Origin of the sequence: Glycomyces sp. NPDC046736, from assembly GCF_040645615.1 — a bacterium.
In the GTDB taxonomy this organism is placed as follows: domain Bacteria; phylum Actinomycetota; class Actinomycetes; order Mycobacteriales; family Micromonosporaceae; genus Glycomyces.
Genome location: NZ_JBEYYO010000008.1, coordinates 106651 through 119905 on the forward strand (window position 1 = coordinate 106651; position 13255 = coordinate 119905).

14 protein-coding genes are annotated in these 13255 nt (G+C 71.2%); 2 read left to right on the forward strand and 12 right to left on the reverse strand.

Annotated elements, in window-relative coordinates; translation table 11 throughout:
• Positions 1 to 52: 52 nt before the first annotated feature.
• A complete protein-coding gene (locus AB0B28_RS10395) occupies positions 53 to 700 on the forward strand; it encodes a TetR/AcrR family transcriptional regulator (protein ID WP_360119340.1) in 648 nt (215 codons plus the stop codon).
• On the opposite strand, the gene AB0B28_RS10400 is transcribed toward AB0B28_RS10395, so the two are convergent.
• Positions 582 to 1076: an Lrp/AsnC family transcriptional regulator gene (locus tag AB0B28_RS10400; protein WP_360119342.1), complete on the reverse strand. Its 495-nt coding sequence runs from the start codon at positions 1074 to 1076 to the stop codon at positions 582 to 584. The two genes, AB0B28_RS10395 and AB0B28_RS10400, sit on opposite strands and share 119 nt — an antisense overlap.
• Positions 1077 to 1174: 98 nt before the next feature.
• Between AB0B28_RS10400 and AB0B28_RS10405 the strand changes: the two genes are divergently transcribed.
• The gene (locus AB0B28_RS10405; RefSeq protein ID WP_360119344.1) at positions 1175 to 2380 is read left to right on the forward strand and encodes an aminotransferase class I/II-fold pyridoxal phosphate-dependent enzyme; all 1206 of its coding nucleotides are present in this window, start codon (positions 1175 to 1177) and stop codon (positions 2378 to 2380) included.
• A 133-nt stretch (positions 2381 to 2513) separates the two neighbouring features.
• Here the strand turns inward: AB0B28_RS10405 and AB0B28_RS10410 are convergent, their stop codons facing one another.
• The 11 genes from AB0B28_RS10410 to AB0B28_RS10460 form a co-directional block, all read right to left on the reverse strand.
• A complete protein-coding gene (locus AB0B28_RS10410; RefSeq protein WP_360119346.1) occupies positions 2514 to 3980 on the reverse strand; it encodes an aldehyde dehydrogenase family protein in 1467 nt (488 codons plus the stop codon).
• A 9-nt stretch (positions 3981 to 3989) separates the two neighbouring features.
• On the reverse strand, positions 3990 to 4991 hold the full coding sequence (locus AB0B28_RS10415; RefSeq protein ID WP_360119348.1) for a proline racemase family protein: 1002 nt from the start codon (positions 4989 to 4991) through the stop codon (positions 3990 to 3992).
• 22 nt (positions 4992 to 5013) lie between these two features.
• Positions 5014 to 5931 (reverse strand): dihydrodipicolinate synthase family protein, encoded by a 918-nt coding sequence (locus tag AB0B28_RS10420; protein WP_360119350.1) that lies wholly within the window; start codon positions 5929 to 5931, stop codon positions 5014 to 5016.
• Positions 5928 to 7322 (reverse strand): FAD-dependent oxidoreductase, encoded by a 1395-nt coding sequence (locus AB0B28_RS10425; RefSeq protein WP_360119352.1) that lies wholly within the window; start codon positions 7320 to 7322, stop codon positions 5928 to 5930. The genes AB0B28_RS10420 and AB0B28_RS10425 overlap by 4 nt, the downstream gene beginning before the upstream one ends.
• Positions 7319 to 7750: a hypothetical protein gene (locus AB0B28_RS10430; RefSeq protein ID WP_360119354.1), complete on the reverse strand. Its 432-nt coding sequence runs from the start codon at positions 7748 to 7750 to the stop codon at positions 7319 to 7321. The genes AB0B28_RS10425 and AB0B28_RS10430 overlap by 4 nt, the downstream gene beginning before the upstream one ends.
• Positions 7747 to 8061, reverse strand: a complete 315-nt coding sequence (locus AB0B28_RS10435) for a (2Fe-2S)-binding protein (protein WP_360119356.1) — start codon at positions 8059 to 8061, stop codon at positions 7747 to 7749. The genes AB0B28_RS10430 and AB0B28_RS10435 overlap by 4 nt, the downstream gene beginning before the upstream one ends.
• A 148-nt stretch (positions 8062 to 8209) precedes the next feature.
• Positions 8210 to 9412 carry an FAD-dependent oxidoreductase gene (locus AB0B28_RS10440; RefSeq protein WP_360119358.1) on the reverse strand — a complete coding sequence of 401 codons (1203 nt, stop codon included), beginning with the start codon at positions 9410 to 9412 and terminating at the stop codon, positions 8210 to 8212.
• A 10-nt stretch (positions 9413 to 9422) separates the two neighbouring features.
• Complete coding sequence (locus AB0B28_RS10445; protein WP_360119360.1) at positions 9423 to 10103, reverse strand: GntR family transcriptional regulator; 681 nt, start codon at positions 10101 to 10103, stop codon at positions 9423 to 9425.
• Positions 10100 to 11380, reverse strand: coding sequence for an alpha/beta fold hydrolase (locus AB0B28_RS10450; RefSeq protein ID WP_360119362.1), 1281 nt, complete (start codon positions 11378 to 11380; stop codon positions 10100 to 10102). The genes AB0B28_RS10445 and AB0B28_RS10450 overlap by 4 nt, the downstream gene beginning before the upstream one ends.
• Before the next feature lie 87 nt (positions 11381 to 11467).
• Entirely contained in the window at positions 11468 to 11839 is a 372-nt protein-coding gene (locus AB0B28_RS10455; protein WP_360119364.1) for a hypothetical protein, read from the reverse strand.
• Positions 11840 to 11917: 78 nt separating this feature from the next.
• Positions 11918 to 13246 (reverse strand): hypothetical protein, encoded by a 1329-nt coding sequence (locus tag AB0B28_RS10460; RefSeq protein ID WP_360119366.1) that lies wholly within the window; start codon positions 13244 to 13246, stop codon positions 11918 to 11920.
• Positions 13247 to 13255 lie beyond the last annotated feature (9 nt).

The following is a 13255-nucleotide window of genomic DNA, read 5'->3' on the forward strand; positions in this document are numbered from 1 at the left end:
ATGTTCAAACTGAGTATGAACCATTGTTCATTCCGGTTGTAGACTGGGTCCCGTGCCAAGAGGAATCGCGATCCCCCAGCTCAGGCAGCAGCTCTTCACCGCGGTCGAGGCGCTGATCCTCAGACCCGCCAAGCTCACCGGGAGGGCCGTCACCACCGAAGCGGGCGTGGCCGCAGGCCTGCTCTACGCCCACTTCACCGACCTCGACGATTTCCTCACCGCCTACGCGGTGGACCGCACGTTCACCGTGAGCGCGGCCGCGGCGGCACTCCCGGAACCGGGCCTCGGCGACCCTGCGGGGAACATCAGCGCGACGCTCCAGGCGATACCGCGAGCGGCGCTGTCGGCGCTGGCGCGGCTACAGGTGCTGCACCCGGACCTCGCGCCGAACGTCGAGGCGGTCTTGGGCGACAAGGGATTCGACGCGATCGAGCGGGCACTGGCCGCGTATCTCAAGGCAGAAGGCGAACTCGGGCGCTTCGACGGCGATCCGGAGGCGCTTGCGCCGGCGCTCGTGGCGGTCCTGCACCACACGGCCCTGACCGGGGACGAACGGCTCCCGCGAACGGTCGAGGCGCTGGTCAGCCCAGGAGGCCGTCGGCCTCGCGCACCTCGAACACCAGCTGGGTCTCGGTCTGCCGGACCATCGGATGGACCGTCACGTGTTCGAGGATCAGATCCCGCAGGTCCTGAGGGTTAGCCACGGCCACGTGCATGAGGAAGTCGTCGTCCCCGGCCACATGGAAGACCGTGAGCGCGCCGGGGACGTTCATGAGCCGGTCGTAGAGGTTGTGCACGTACTCGCGGCTGTGGCTTCCCAAGCGCACCTTGATGATCGCGTGCAGCGGGCGGCCGAGCGCCTCAGTGTTCAGCCGGGCCCCGATGCGCTCGACGATGCCGGACTCCCGCAGCGCCCGGACCCGGTAGGCGCAGGTGGACTCGGCGACCCCGGCGCGGGCGGCCAAGGCCGCGTTGGTCATCCGGCCGTCCTCGACCAGGGCGGCGAGGATGGCCAGGTCGGTCCCGTCCAGGCCTCCCGGAGGAGGTTGCGGTTTCTTCGACTGGGTGCCTGCCATGAGGGTTCCCTCCGCTGAATCCACGTTGATTTCGGACCTTGACGCTAGATCCCACAGCAAGTATTGCAGTATCTTGTGGTTCTACTTACAGTCTGGTCATGAAATCGCCGTGGCTGCAACTCGACACCGTCGCCGTCCACGCCGGCCGCGAAGACCTCGCGGAACTCGGCGTCCACGCCCTCCCGATCGACCTCTCCTCGACCAATCCCCTGCCCGACATCGAGGCCGGCGGGCTCTCGTACGAGTCGATGGCGACTGGCGGGACCCCGACCGAGGGCGGCGCGGTGTACGCGCGGCTGTGGAATCCCACGGTGGCGCGGTTCGAGACGGCGCTGGCGGAGCTGGAGCACGCCGAAGCGGCGGTGGCGTTCGGGTCGGGCATGGCGGCGATGACCGCCGCGATCCTGGCCACGATCGCCGAGTCGGGCAAGCGCCACGTGGTGGCGGTGCGCCCGCTGTACGGCGGAACCGACCACCTGCTCTCGACGGGCCTGCTGGGCACCGAGACCACGTACTGCACGGCGGACGAGGTGGCGGCGGCGGTGCGGCCGGAGACGGGCCTGATCGTGCTGGAGACCCCGGCGAACCCCACGCTGGAACTGGTCGACATTACAGCGGTGGTCCAAGCGGCCCAAGGGGTCCCGGTCCTGGTGGACAACACGTTCGCCACCCCGGTACTCCAGAACCCGCTCGACTTCGGTGCCTCTATGGTGCTGCACAGCGCCACGAAGTACCTGGGCGGCCACGGCGACGTGGTGGCGGGCGTGATCGCCTGCGGGAACGAGACAGCGGCGGCGCTGCGGCGGGTCCGGGCGGTGACAGGCGGCTTGTTGCACCCGCTGGGCGCGTACCTGCTCCACCGAGGCTTGACGACCCTGCCGATCCGAGTACGGACGCAACAAGAAGGCGCCAGGCGAATCGCGGCATGGCTGGAACGGCACCCGAGCGTGGCGGAGGTCCACTACCCGGGCCTCGCCGAGGACCCGAAGGGCCTCCTGGGCAAGCAAATGCGAGGCCCCGGCGCCATGATCGCAGTGGAACTGCTCGGAGGCTACGAACAAGCCTTGGCAGTCACCTCAGGAGTCAACCTCTTCACCCACGCGGTCTCCCTCGGCGGAGTCGACTCACTGATCCAACACCCGGCAGCCTTGACACACCGCCCGGTGGCTTCGGAGGCAAAGCCCACGGAAAGCCTGGTACGCCTCTCCATCGGCCTCGAAGCCCCAGAAGACCTGATGACCGACCTCGATCAGGCGCTGCGGACGCACCGCCCGGTCGCGACGAGGGAGCTCCAGGCACAGTGATCCCCGGCACGATTCGTGCCTTGCTGCCCTGAATTGTCGTACCCCTCGGGAACCGTTGAAAACCGGGGGCCCAACCCCGGTGGTCCCGGCGATCTTCGGCGTGCTCGGCGTTCGGCGTGCCTGGGGAAGTGCCTCAGGACTTCGCGCGGTCGCCCCAGGTCGTGGACTCGCCCGCTTCGGCGATGCGCTGCGGGACGTTCCAGGGGTTGTCGTCGCGCAGCGGCGCAGGGAGGGCCTCTGCGGGGGCGTTCTGGTAGGCGACTGCTCTTTGGAAGCGGTTGATCGCTGCGGTGCCGACGCTGGTTCCGCCTGATGTTGTTGCGGGCCAGGGGCCTCCGTGTTGCATCGCGGGGGTGACCGCGACACCCGTCGGCCAGGCGTCGAAGAGCACGCGGCTTGTCTTGCGGGCGGCTGTTCGAGCGAGGAGTGATACGTCTTCACCTTCGGCCCTGTAGATGGCGACGGAGAGTTCACCTTCGAAGAGGTCGTCCAGGATCTCGGCGTAGTCGGCCTCGTCGGGGACCTCGACCAGGATCGTCAACGGGCCGAAGCACTCCCCCGACAGCACCGCATTCGCGCGAAGCCCGTCCAGAGTGGTCGCCACCACGGTCGGTGTCACCCAGCCCTGGCCCTCGTCGTCGACTCGGGCCGAGCCCTCCACGATCACCCGCACGCCATCCGCGCTCAGGATCGTGTCGCGGCGTTCGCGGTACCCGTCTCCGATTCGCGGGTCGAGCATTCGATGCTCCTGCACCGCAACGGCATCGGCAACGGCCCCGTCAAGACCGTGGTCAGCCGGAACGAAAACCAATCCGGGCTTGGTGCAGAGCTGACCGGCCGAGCCGCCCACGCTCGCCGCCAGACCCGAAGCGAACTCGGCCAAGCGGGCCTTGATCGCTCCCGCCGTCGCGAAGACCGGGTTCACGCTGCCGAGTTCGCCGTAGAACGGGATCGGGGCCGGGCGGGCGGCGGCGATGTCGGCGAGGAGGCGGCCCGCGCGGAGCGAGCCGGTGAACGCGGCGGCCTTGATCAGCGGGTGCTCGAGCATCGCGACCCCGGCGTCCTGGCCTTCGATGAGTTGCAGTGTGCCCGTGGGCAGACCGGCCCCTTCGAGCGCTTCAGCGGCGATCGCCGCGACTCGAGCCGCGAGGCGCGGATGCCCCGGGTGGGCCTTCACGATCACCGCGTTCCCCGCCGCGAGCGCCGCAGCCGTGTCGCCGCCCGCGACCGAGAACGCGAACGGGAAGTTCCCGGCGGCGAAGTTGAGGACCGGGCCGATCGGTTCGTTGCCGCTGCGCACGTCGGGACGGGGGCCGAGCGCGAAGTCGGGGTCGGCGCGGTCGATCCTCACGTCGAGGTGGGCGCCGTCGACGACGGTGTCGGCGAAGAGTCGCAGCTGCACCGCAGTGCGCTTGAGCTCGCCGCGAAGCCGAGCCTCGGCGAGTCCGGTCTCCCCCATCGCGAGCGCCACGAGTTCGTCGGCGTTCGAAGTGAGCGCGTCGGCGAGGGCCACAAGTGCGCCGGCCCTCACGGTGGGCGGGAGTTCGGCGAGGGCGCGGGTCGCGGTGTCGGCGGTGCGGGCGGTGGCGTCGGTGGTCATCGTGCGCTCCTAGAACTGGAAGCCGGTGGGGAACGGGTCGGTGGGGTCGAGGGTGTACTGGGCGGTGCCGGTGATCCAGGCGCGGCCGGTGACGGTGGGGACGACGGCGGGGCGGTCGCCGATGGCGGTCTCGGCGATGAGGCGGCCGATGAAGCGGGAGCCGATGAAGGACTCGTTCACGAAGTCGGTGTCGAGTGGGAGTTCACCGCGGGCCCAGAGTTCGGCCATGCGCGCGGAGGTGCCGGTGCCGCAGGGGGATCGGTCGAACCAGCCGGGGTGGATGGCCATGGCGTGGCGGGAGTGGGCGGCGGTGGAGCCGGGGGCGGTGAAGTAGACGTGGTGGCAGTGGTCGAGTCCGGCGATGTGGGGGTGCCGCGGCGGGGCGGTGGTGTTGATCGCGTCCATGACGGCGAGTCCGGCGGTGAGGATGTCCTGCTGGCGGGTGCGGTCGAAGGGGAGGCCGAGGGCGTCGAGGTCGACGATGGCGTAGAAGTTGCCGCCGAAGGCCATCGAGTAGGGGACGGTTCCGAGGCCGGGGACCTCGATCTCGGTGTCGAGCCGGTCCACATAGCTGGGCACGTTCTGGATGGTGACCGAAGTGGCGCGCCCGTCCTCGACCGCGACGCTGGCGGTGACCGGCCCGGCGGGGGTGTCGAGGCGGATCTCGGTGACCGGTTCGGTCACTTCGACCATGCCGGTCTCGACCAGGACGGTGGCGACGCCGATGGTGCCGTGGCCGCACATGGGCAGGCAGCCCGATACTTCGATGAAGACCACGCCCCAGTCGCAGTCGTCCCGAGTGGACGGCTGGAGGATCGCGCCGCTCATCGCCGGGTGCCCGCGGGGTTCGTTCATGAGGAACTGTCGCAGGTGGTCGAGATGGGCGATGAAGTGGAGGCGCTTGTCATTCATGGTCGCGCCGGGGATGGCGCCCACCCCGCCGGTGACGACGCGGGTGGGCATGCCTTCGGTGTGGGAGTCGACCGCGCTGATCGTCCTTATGGTCTTCATCGTGCTCCCCGTGGGTCGGTGGTCATCTGGCGGCCGCGAAGTCGAGGGCCGCTCGGGTGTCGCGGGTGATCTGGTCGCGCTGCGCGGGGCTGAGGGGCCCGCGGGGCGGGCGGGTGGGGCCGCCGTAGCTGTGGCCGGCGATGTCCATCGAGAGCTTGATGGCCTGCACGAACTCGGTCTTGGAGTCCCAGCGGAACACCGGGACGAGGCCGCTGTAGAGGTGGCGGGCGTCTTCGATGCGCCCGGCCTGCACGAGGTCATAGATCTCGACGGCCTCGCGCGGGAACGCGTTGGGGTACCCGGCGAACCAGCCGGTGGCGCCCACGACGAGGGACTCGAACAGGAGATCGTCGGCTCCGGCGATCACGTCGATGTCGCAGCGCTCCTTGATCTCCAGGACGCGGCGCACGTCGGTCGAGAACTCCTTGATGGCGACCACGTTGTCGAGTTCGTAGAGTTCGGCCACGAGGTCGGGGACGAGGTCCACTTTGGTGTCGATGGGGTTGTTGTACATCATGATCGGCAGGCCGACCTCGTTGACGCGCGAGTAGTGCTCGACGACTTCGCCGCGGTTGGCGCGGTAGATGGTCGGTGGCAGCAGGAGCACGCCGTCGGCGCCGTCGGATTTGGCGTGCTCGGCCCATTGGACGGCCTGGTGCCAGCCGACGCCGTGGACGCCCGCGACGACCAGGCCGCGGCCTGCGACGGTGTCGACGGCGACTTGGACGACCTTGCGGCGCTCGGCGTCGGTGAGCGAGGAGTACTCGCCGAGCGAGCCGTTGGGGCCGACGCCGCGGCAACCGCTGCGAATGAGGAAGTCGCAGTGCTCGGCGTACTTGTCGTAGTCGACCGCGAGACCGCCGGGGGCCTTCGGGTCCTCCTTGAACGCGAGGGTGGTGGCGACGATGACGCCGCCCAGGTCGAACTGCGGATCGGTCATGAGATCTCCTCTGGGGCGAGCGCGGCGAGGTCGCCGAGCCGGACGGGGGCGGCCAGGGGCCGCCGATCGGTGGTGTCCTCGGCGCGGGCGGGGGCCGCGCCGGTGAGGTCTTCGAGGGTGCGGCCGCACATGCGGGCCTGGCACAGGCCCAGGCCCGCGCGGGTGGTGAGTTTGAGCGAGCGGGTCGAGGTCTGCGCGGTCGCTGCGGCGGCGTCGCGGAGGGGCCCGTAGGCGACTTCTTCGCAGCGGCAGATCACGGTGTCGTCGGTGAGCCAGGAAGTCCATCCCGGACGGATGCCGTGGGCGGCCTCGATGCGGCGGGCGAACTCGGTGGTGGCGGCGCGGCGGCGCAGGTCGCCGCGCAGTCCGGACCGGCCGCCTGCGGCGCGGTGTCCGGCGATGCGGCCTTCGACCAGGGCCGCGTCGACGCCGCCGATGCCGGTGGACTCCCCTGCGGCATAGACGGATCCGACGCTGGTGCGCTGGTCGGCGTCGACCGCCACGAACCGGTCGGGGCCGATGCGGCAGCCTACGGCGATCGGCAGTTCGAGGCGCGGGGTGAAGCCGTGCGAGACGCACACCGCGTCGGCGGCGAGGGTGCGTTCGGTGCCGGGCAGGGGACGCCAGTCGGGGTCGAGGCGGGCGGTGACGACCTCTTCGACGCGGTCCTCGCCACGCGCTTCGATCACGGCTCGGCCGAGGCGGTAGGGCACACGGCGCCGCAGGTGGTGGGCGGCGTACCCGGCGAGCTCGGGGGCTTTGCGAGTGGCCGAGAGCAGGCGGTGGGGCCGCGGGAGCCAGCCGCGGGCGAGGGCGGCGGGGCGGGCGGCCTCGTAGACGCCGAGGACGCGAGCGCCTGCGGCCGTGAGGGACTGGGCGACCGGGAGCAGGAACGGCCCGGCTCCGGCGACCACGACGCGGCGGCCGACTGCGACGCGTTCGCCTTTCGCGAGGGCTTGGGCGGCCCCGGCCGAGTAGACGCCGGGGAGGTGCCAGCCGGGAAAGGGCAGGGTGCGGTCGTGCGCGCCGGTGGCGATCACGGTGGCGTCGGCGGTGACGGTGCGGGCTTCGCGGCCTGCGCTGTCGGCGGGTCCGATGAGGACGTGCGCGGTGACGGCCTCGACGGTCTCGATCGCCCAGACCTGCGCCTCGGTGAGGACTTCGGTCGCGGTGTCGGCGGTGACGCGGTCGCGGAGGCGCTCGTAAGCCTTCCAGCCGTGGTGAAGTCGCGATTCGCGGCGGCTCGGCCGCTCGGGAGGGAGATGCCGCCAATACTGGCCGCCGAGAGCGTCACCGGAGTCAAGCAACGTGACGCGCGCACCGGCATCACTCGCGGCGACGGCAGCAGAGAGCCCGGCGGGACCTGCGCCGATGACGAGAACATGTCTCATTGTCGACCCCCGGAGGTGTCGGGGTCGGCATCGCGGGAGTAGAGCGGAACGGGGCGCGCGCGAGCAACGGTCGCGACAGCGGCGTCGTCACCCTGAACTACGACCGCAACGCCTATGCCTGGAGGCGTGGTGCGCCGACCTGCGTCGCCCGAAACGATGGCAAGCGCGGGTTCGACAAGGCCCGCGCCGATATCGCGACTACAGCTCGTGCACTGGCTTCCCACATGTCGTACCGAGCGGCCGACTCTGGCGGTGATCGCGTCGCCGATGTCAAGCACCACGCCGCCCACGGATGCGGCTTCGTCGTCTTGAGTGACGACCCCGCCGCCGACTGCGTCGGCACCCGCGGCGCGGGTGCCCGCGCCGCTCGAAACGATTGCGGTCGCGAACCCGGCGGGGCCCGCGCCGGTGTCGAGAACACCGCTCATGAACAGTCCTCCCCCGTGTCGTCCTGCGTGGCGACCGCGTCGCCGTCGCGGGCGCGGCGCGTGCACAGGCGCACGTCGGATTCGCCATTAACCGTGGCGACGCAGTCGAAGCACACACCGATCCCGCAGAACACGCCGCGCGGGCGGCCCGCCGGAGTCGTGCGCCAAGCGGCGCGATCGGCGGCGAGAAGGACTCCGGCGAGGGATTGGCCTTGCAGCCCTTCGACTCGGACGCCGTCGACGGTGATCGACAGCGGCGCGGGAGGCTCGGGCCGGATCGGGTCGGAACGCCACGGAACGATGCCGCTCATGCCGGGCCTCCCGGCAGGGCGCCGCGCCGTGTGGTCAGGCAGGCGAGGGCGTCCCTTCGCGACGCGCGCGGCCCACCCGAATCGGCGGCAGCGCGGGCGTCACGGGTCAGATCGGCGACAGCGGAGGCGGCTCGGGTCGGATCGGCGCTCATGCGGAGCCTCCCGGCTGTGTGTTGTCAGTGCGCGGGCGGGCTGCCAGGCTCGGGCGCGACGGGAGGAACGCGGTCGGGTCGATCGCCGGGGCTGTTCCGATGAGCTGGGCGCACAACAGGTCTCCCGTCACGCCCGCGAGGCCGATGCCCGCGCCCTCGTGGCCGGTGGCGTACCACAGGCCCGGGTGGCGGGGGTCCTCGCCGATGACTGGGAGGTGGTCGGGCACGTACGGCCGGAAGCCGCCGTAAGCCCTGATCACCGGCGTGGCCGCGAGGAACGGGAACAGGCGCAGGGCCCGGCGGGCCAGTTGGGCGAGGACGGCGACCCGCAGGCGGTCGTCGAAACCGATCCGCTCCCGGCTCGATCCGATGAGGACGGTGCCGCCGGGAGTCGACTCGACCACGCTGGAAGTCTGGAGGTCCGCTTCGGCCGACTGGGTCGCGCCCACATAATCGCCGTCGTAGACCTTGTGGAACACCCGCGGGGCCATGCGGGCGGTCACCAGGACCATGCCGCGCCTCGGCCGCACCGGCAGACGCGCGCCGAACGACTCGGTCACCGCACCCGACCAGGGCCCGGCCGCGACCACCACCGCTGAGGTGCCGATCGTCTCGGACGCGGTGCGCACACCCGTGATCCGCCGCGCCGCATCGCGAACCAGACCCAAGGCCTCACGATGCGCCAAGACCCGGGCCCCGGCCAGGCGGGCCGAGGCGAGCAGCGCCTCGGTGGCGACCACCGGTTGGAGTTGGGCATCCTGCGGGTAGTGGACGGCGGCCGTCACCTCCGGGTTGAGATGCGGCTCAAGGGAAAGCGCATCGGCGGCGCTCAGGTGTTCGGTTTCGACCCCGGCCTCGGCTTGGCTGCGCGCGAACGCGCGCAACGGTGCCGCGCCTTCGGCAGTGGTGGCCACGACGAGGCCGCCCTTGCGGTCGTACTCGAGATCCGGGAACGAGCCCAGCTCATCGGCCAGCTCAGCGGCGAGGCGCGGCCAGTGATCGGCGGCCAGGAGCGCGAGGTCGAGTTCGGGGCCGGGAGCCTTGTCGGAGACGAGGAGGTTGCCTTCGCCACGGGCACTGGTCGCGCTGGCGGGGGCGTCGCGGTCGAGCACCACCACGCTCAAGCCAGCGCGCGCGAGGGCCCTGGCGCAGGCCGCGCCGACGATGCCCGCGCCGATCACCACGACGTCCGCGTTCACCTCGCCCCCTTCAGGTCTCGGTCGGTTCGGTGCGCCCGGCCCACCAGCCCACGGCGTGGCCGATGTGGTGGCGCATGAGCTCGGCGGCCGCTTCGGCGTCACCGGCGGCGAGGTGGTCGAGGAGCCGGTGGTGCTCGGCGGCGGAGGCGTCGAGCTCGTCGGTCTCCACAAGGGAGACGAGGCCGACGAGGCGGGTGCGGGCGCGCAGTTCGCCGATGGTCTCGACCAGGACCCGGTTGCCAAGGAGCGCGGTGAGGTCGAGGTGGAAGCGCTGGTCGGCGAGGAGGTAGGCGGTGAGGTCGCCGGTGCGGGCGCCTTCGACGATCGCGTCAGCGCGGGAGCGGAACTCGTCCAGGCGCGCTGCGGGGAAGTCTGCGGCCAGGCGGGCCATCGCGGGCGGTTCCAGCAGGAGCCGGATCTCCACGATGTCGCGAAGGAGCGCCTCGCTGACCTCGGTCACCCGGAAGCCCTTGTTGCGCACCGGTTCCACGAAACCGCGCTTCTCAAGGTCGAGCACGGCCTCGCGGACCGGGGTGGCCGAGACGGCGAACCGCTCGGCGAGCGTGGGCACCGTCAGGAGCGTGCCGGGGGCGAGTTCGCCGGAGATGATCGCGAGCGAGAGCGTGCGCTCGACGCGGGCGCGGAGGCTCTCGCCGGGTTCGAGCCGGAGGTCAGCGGTGAGGCCGCTCAACGCTGCTCGCCGCCTCGGTCGCGCACGAGCTCGCGCAGGCGGGTGAAGACCTTGCCCGAGGCGATGCCGTCGTGCTCGAACTCGTTGGTGACCCAGGCCTGGGCGTTGCCGATGCCCTTGAGGGTGTCGAGCTGGAGTCCTGAGTCGACGAACATGTCGTCGAAGTAGACGGCCGCGGCCAGCGGGACCTCGTTGGCGGCCAGGCGCTCGGCGTCGAGGATCGGACTCCACTGCGGACGCTCGGCCAACGCGTGGACGGCCGGGGCGAAGCCGCGCAGGAGGCGGACCTCCTCGAACATCCACGGGAAGGCCATCTCTCCGGTGAACGGGAGCGGGCGGCGGGCCTCGGCGAATTCGGGGCGGCGGTCGCGCTCCCTTTGGGCGGCCCAGGCGGTGGGGCCGTTGGAGCCGTCGCCGTAGATGGACTCCTGGAGGGCCCAGTAGAGGGGGCTGGCGGCCGAGGAGGTGCGGGCGAGGACGTCGGCGAGGAAGCCTTCGGAGAGGCGGCCGTCGCGGATGAACGCGTGCTCGACCAGCCAGTGCATGCGCTCGAAACCGGGTTTCATGCCGAAGTCGAGGCCGAGGGTCTGGAAGCGGCGCACGGTGAGCGTGTCGCCGTCGGGGAGCGTGACGTCGCCCGCGGCGAGGCGGTCGGCGATCGCGGCGGTCCGCTCGGCGTCCTGGGGGTAGCGGCGGTAGTACTCGGCGGTCTTGTCCCTCACGCGGTCGAAGGTGCGGCGGTAGACCTCTTCGACGTCCATGGGGTTGCCGGGGATGCCGCCGCACACGTATGCGGCAGTGAGCGCTTCGGGTGCGCGGGAGAGGTAGGCGAGGGTCAGCCAGCCGCCGTAGCTCTGCGCGATGGTGGCCCATTTGCGTCCGTTGTAGACGGTGTGGCGCACGTGTTCGAGGTCGCGCACGATCGAGTCGGCGCGGAAGTGGGCGAGGTGGTCGGCTCCGGCGTTCGCGTCGCCGAGATCGGCGATGATCTGGGCGTCGAGCGGGGTGCTGCGGCCGGTGCCGCGCTGGTCGACCAGGACGATCCGGTAATGCTCCAGGGCCTCCTCGATCCAGCCGGAGGGCTCGACCGGACGGGGGTTCGCGCCGCCGGGGCCGCCCTGGAGGAAGGTGAGGAGCGGGAGGTCGTCGCCGCGCCGGTCGGGATCGACGATCTCGCGGACGAAAACCTCGATGTCGCCTTCGGCGGGGTCGTCCCAGTTCAGCGGGACGGGGACGCGGTGTTCGGAGATCCACATGCCCGGCATCGAATATTGCATCGCGGTAATATATCACATATTACTAGTCGGCAGAGAAGGCCGAGAGGACTGGACGGTCCTCTCGGCCCGGCGGGCGATTCAGGTCGGTCAGCGCCGGAAGTGCTCGATCGCGTCGCGGCCGCGCTCGGGCAGTTCGGAGGCCACGGAGACGAGCGCGTCCCGGGCGTGCTCAAGGTTCGCCACGGCCCGGCGGTAGAGCCGGTCGGACCTGCGGCGCTCGTACAGCATCTTGCCGCCCACGACCGCGCCGACGGCCACTCCGGCCACCGCGACGGCGATCAGGAGCAGGCGCACGCGCCCGTGCGAGGTCGGATCGGGCAGCTCGAACTCGAAGTCGGCGTCCGGGTCCACGTCAGGCGTGCCCACGCTGTCGCGGCCGGAGATGTCCGACAGGCGCAGCGCGTCGGACTCCGCGGCCGGCACCGCCTCGTTGTTCTGCACTTCCTTCTGCTTCGCCATCGGCCGCCTCCTCACTCGTACGGCCCTCCGGACGGGCCAGTGATTCCGCAGGCTACCCAATCGATACGACACGAAACCTCAAACGGACAGACGGGCGGGCACATCGGTCTCGGCGGCGGCCACCAGGAGCGCCTCGGCGGCCCGGAGCGCGGCGTGGACGGCCGGTTCCCGGACGCAGCGGGTGTCGAACAGCAGGCTGAACTCGCAGGAGCGGCGGTCGCGGCCGATCGCGGTGAACAGCTTCGCGTCATGGCGGGGCCATTCGCCGTCGCGCTCGACGACCGTCTCGCCGAGCAGGTCGGCTGGGTCGGCGTCCGGTCGCTCGGGCCAGCCGCCTCCGGCCCGCGCGTCGTTGAAGTAGGCCGCGAGGTCGAGCGGCGCACCGCGTTCGGCCTCGACCTCGGATCGCACCGGCTCCAGCTCGGCCGGGTCGTAGAAGCCGAACTTGTACGTGGCGAGCGAGCGGCGGAAGCACGAGCGGACCAGCTCGTCGAAGGTCAGCTCGCCGAGGTCCAGATTGAACAGTCCGTTCTGGGCCAGGGCAGCGGCCACTCGGCGGTCGCGGGGCGTGTACCGGTTGCCCACGATGAGCTGCAAGGACTGGCTCGCAGCGCCGGTGAGCGCTTCGAGGACGACCGCGTTGAGCGCCAACAGGACCGAGGCCGAGGAGACACCGAGCCGCTCGGCGGCCCGGGACGCGGCCACCGACATCGCGGCGCTGCGGATCCGGGCGCTCTTGTACGGCAGCGGGTCCTCGGTGGGAAGCACAGGCTCGACCATCGAGTCCGGCATGGCCAGGAGTTCCCTGCGCCAGAACGCGATCGCCGAGGCCGAGCGGCGCCGAGCCTGCGGCGTGGCCTCGTAGTCGGCCTGGTCGGTGGTCTGGAGGATCGCGGCGGGTTCGCCGTCGCCCTTGAGCCTCGCGGCCAGGCGGTCGCGCACCAGGTCGTAGGAGCCGCAGTCGAGCGCGAGGTGGTTGACGGCGAGCGCGACCAGCACCGGGGACTCGCCCGCGCACACCACCACGCCGCGCGCGCTCCAGTCGCCGTCGGCGAAGCTGAAGCCCTTCGCCTCCCCGATCTCCAGCGGGATCGTCCCGTCCTCGCCGATCCGGCGCACCGCGAACTCCATTGCGCCCGAACCGCACACGAGCTGGCGCGGGCCGCGCTCGTCGTCGGAGAAACGCGTCCGCAGGACCGCGAACTCCCCCAGCACGTCGCCGATCGCGGCGGCCGCGTCCTCAAGCGTGCCGCCGGGGGCGACCTCGCACAGCAGCTCGTGGTTGAAGTAGCCGCCGTCCTCGCCGAAGCGGCGGATGCCTTCGAGCACCGCGCGCTGGCCCCAGGTCATGGGCAGGTCGCGGTCGGGTTCGTTCGCTTCGAACGGGATGCGGAGGGTCTCGGTCATGGGAGTTCG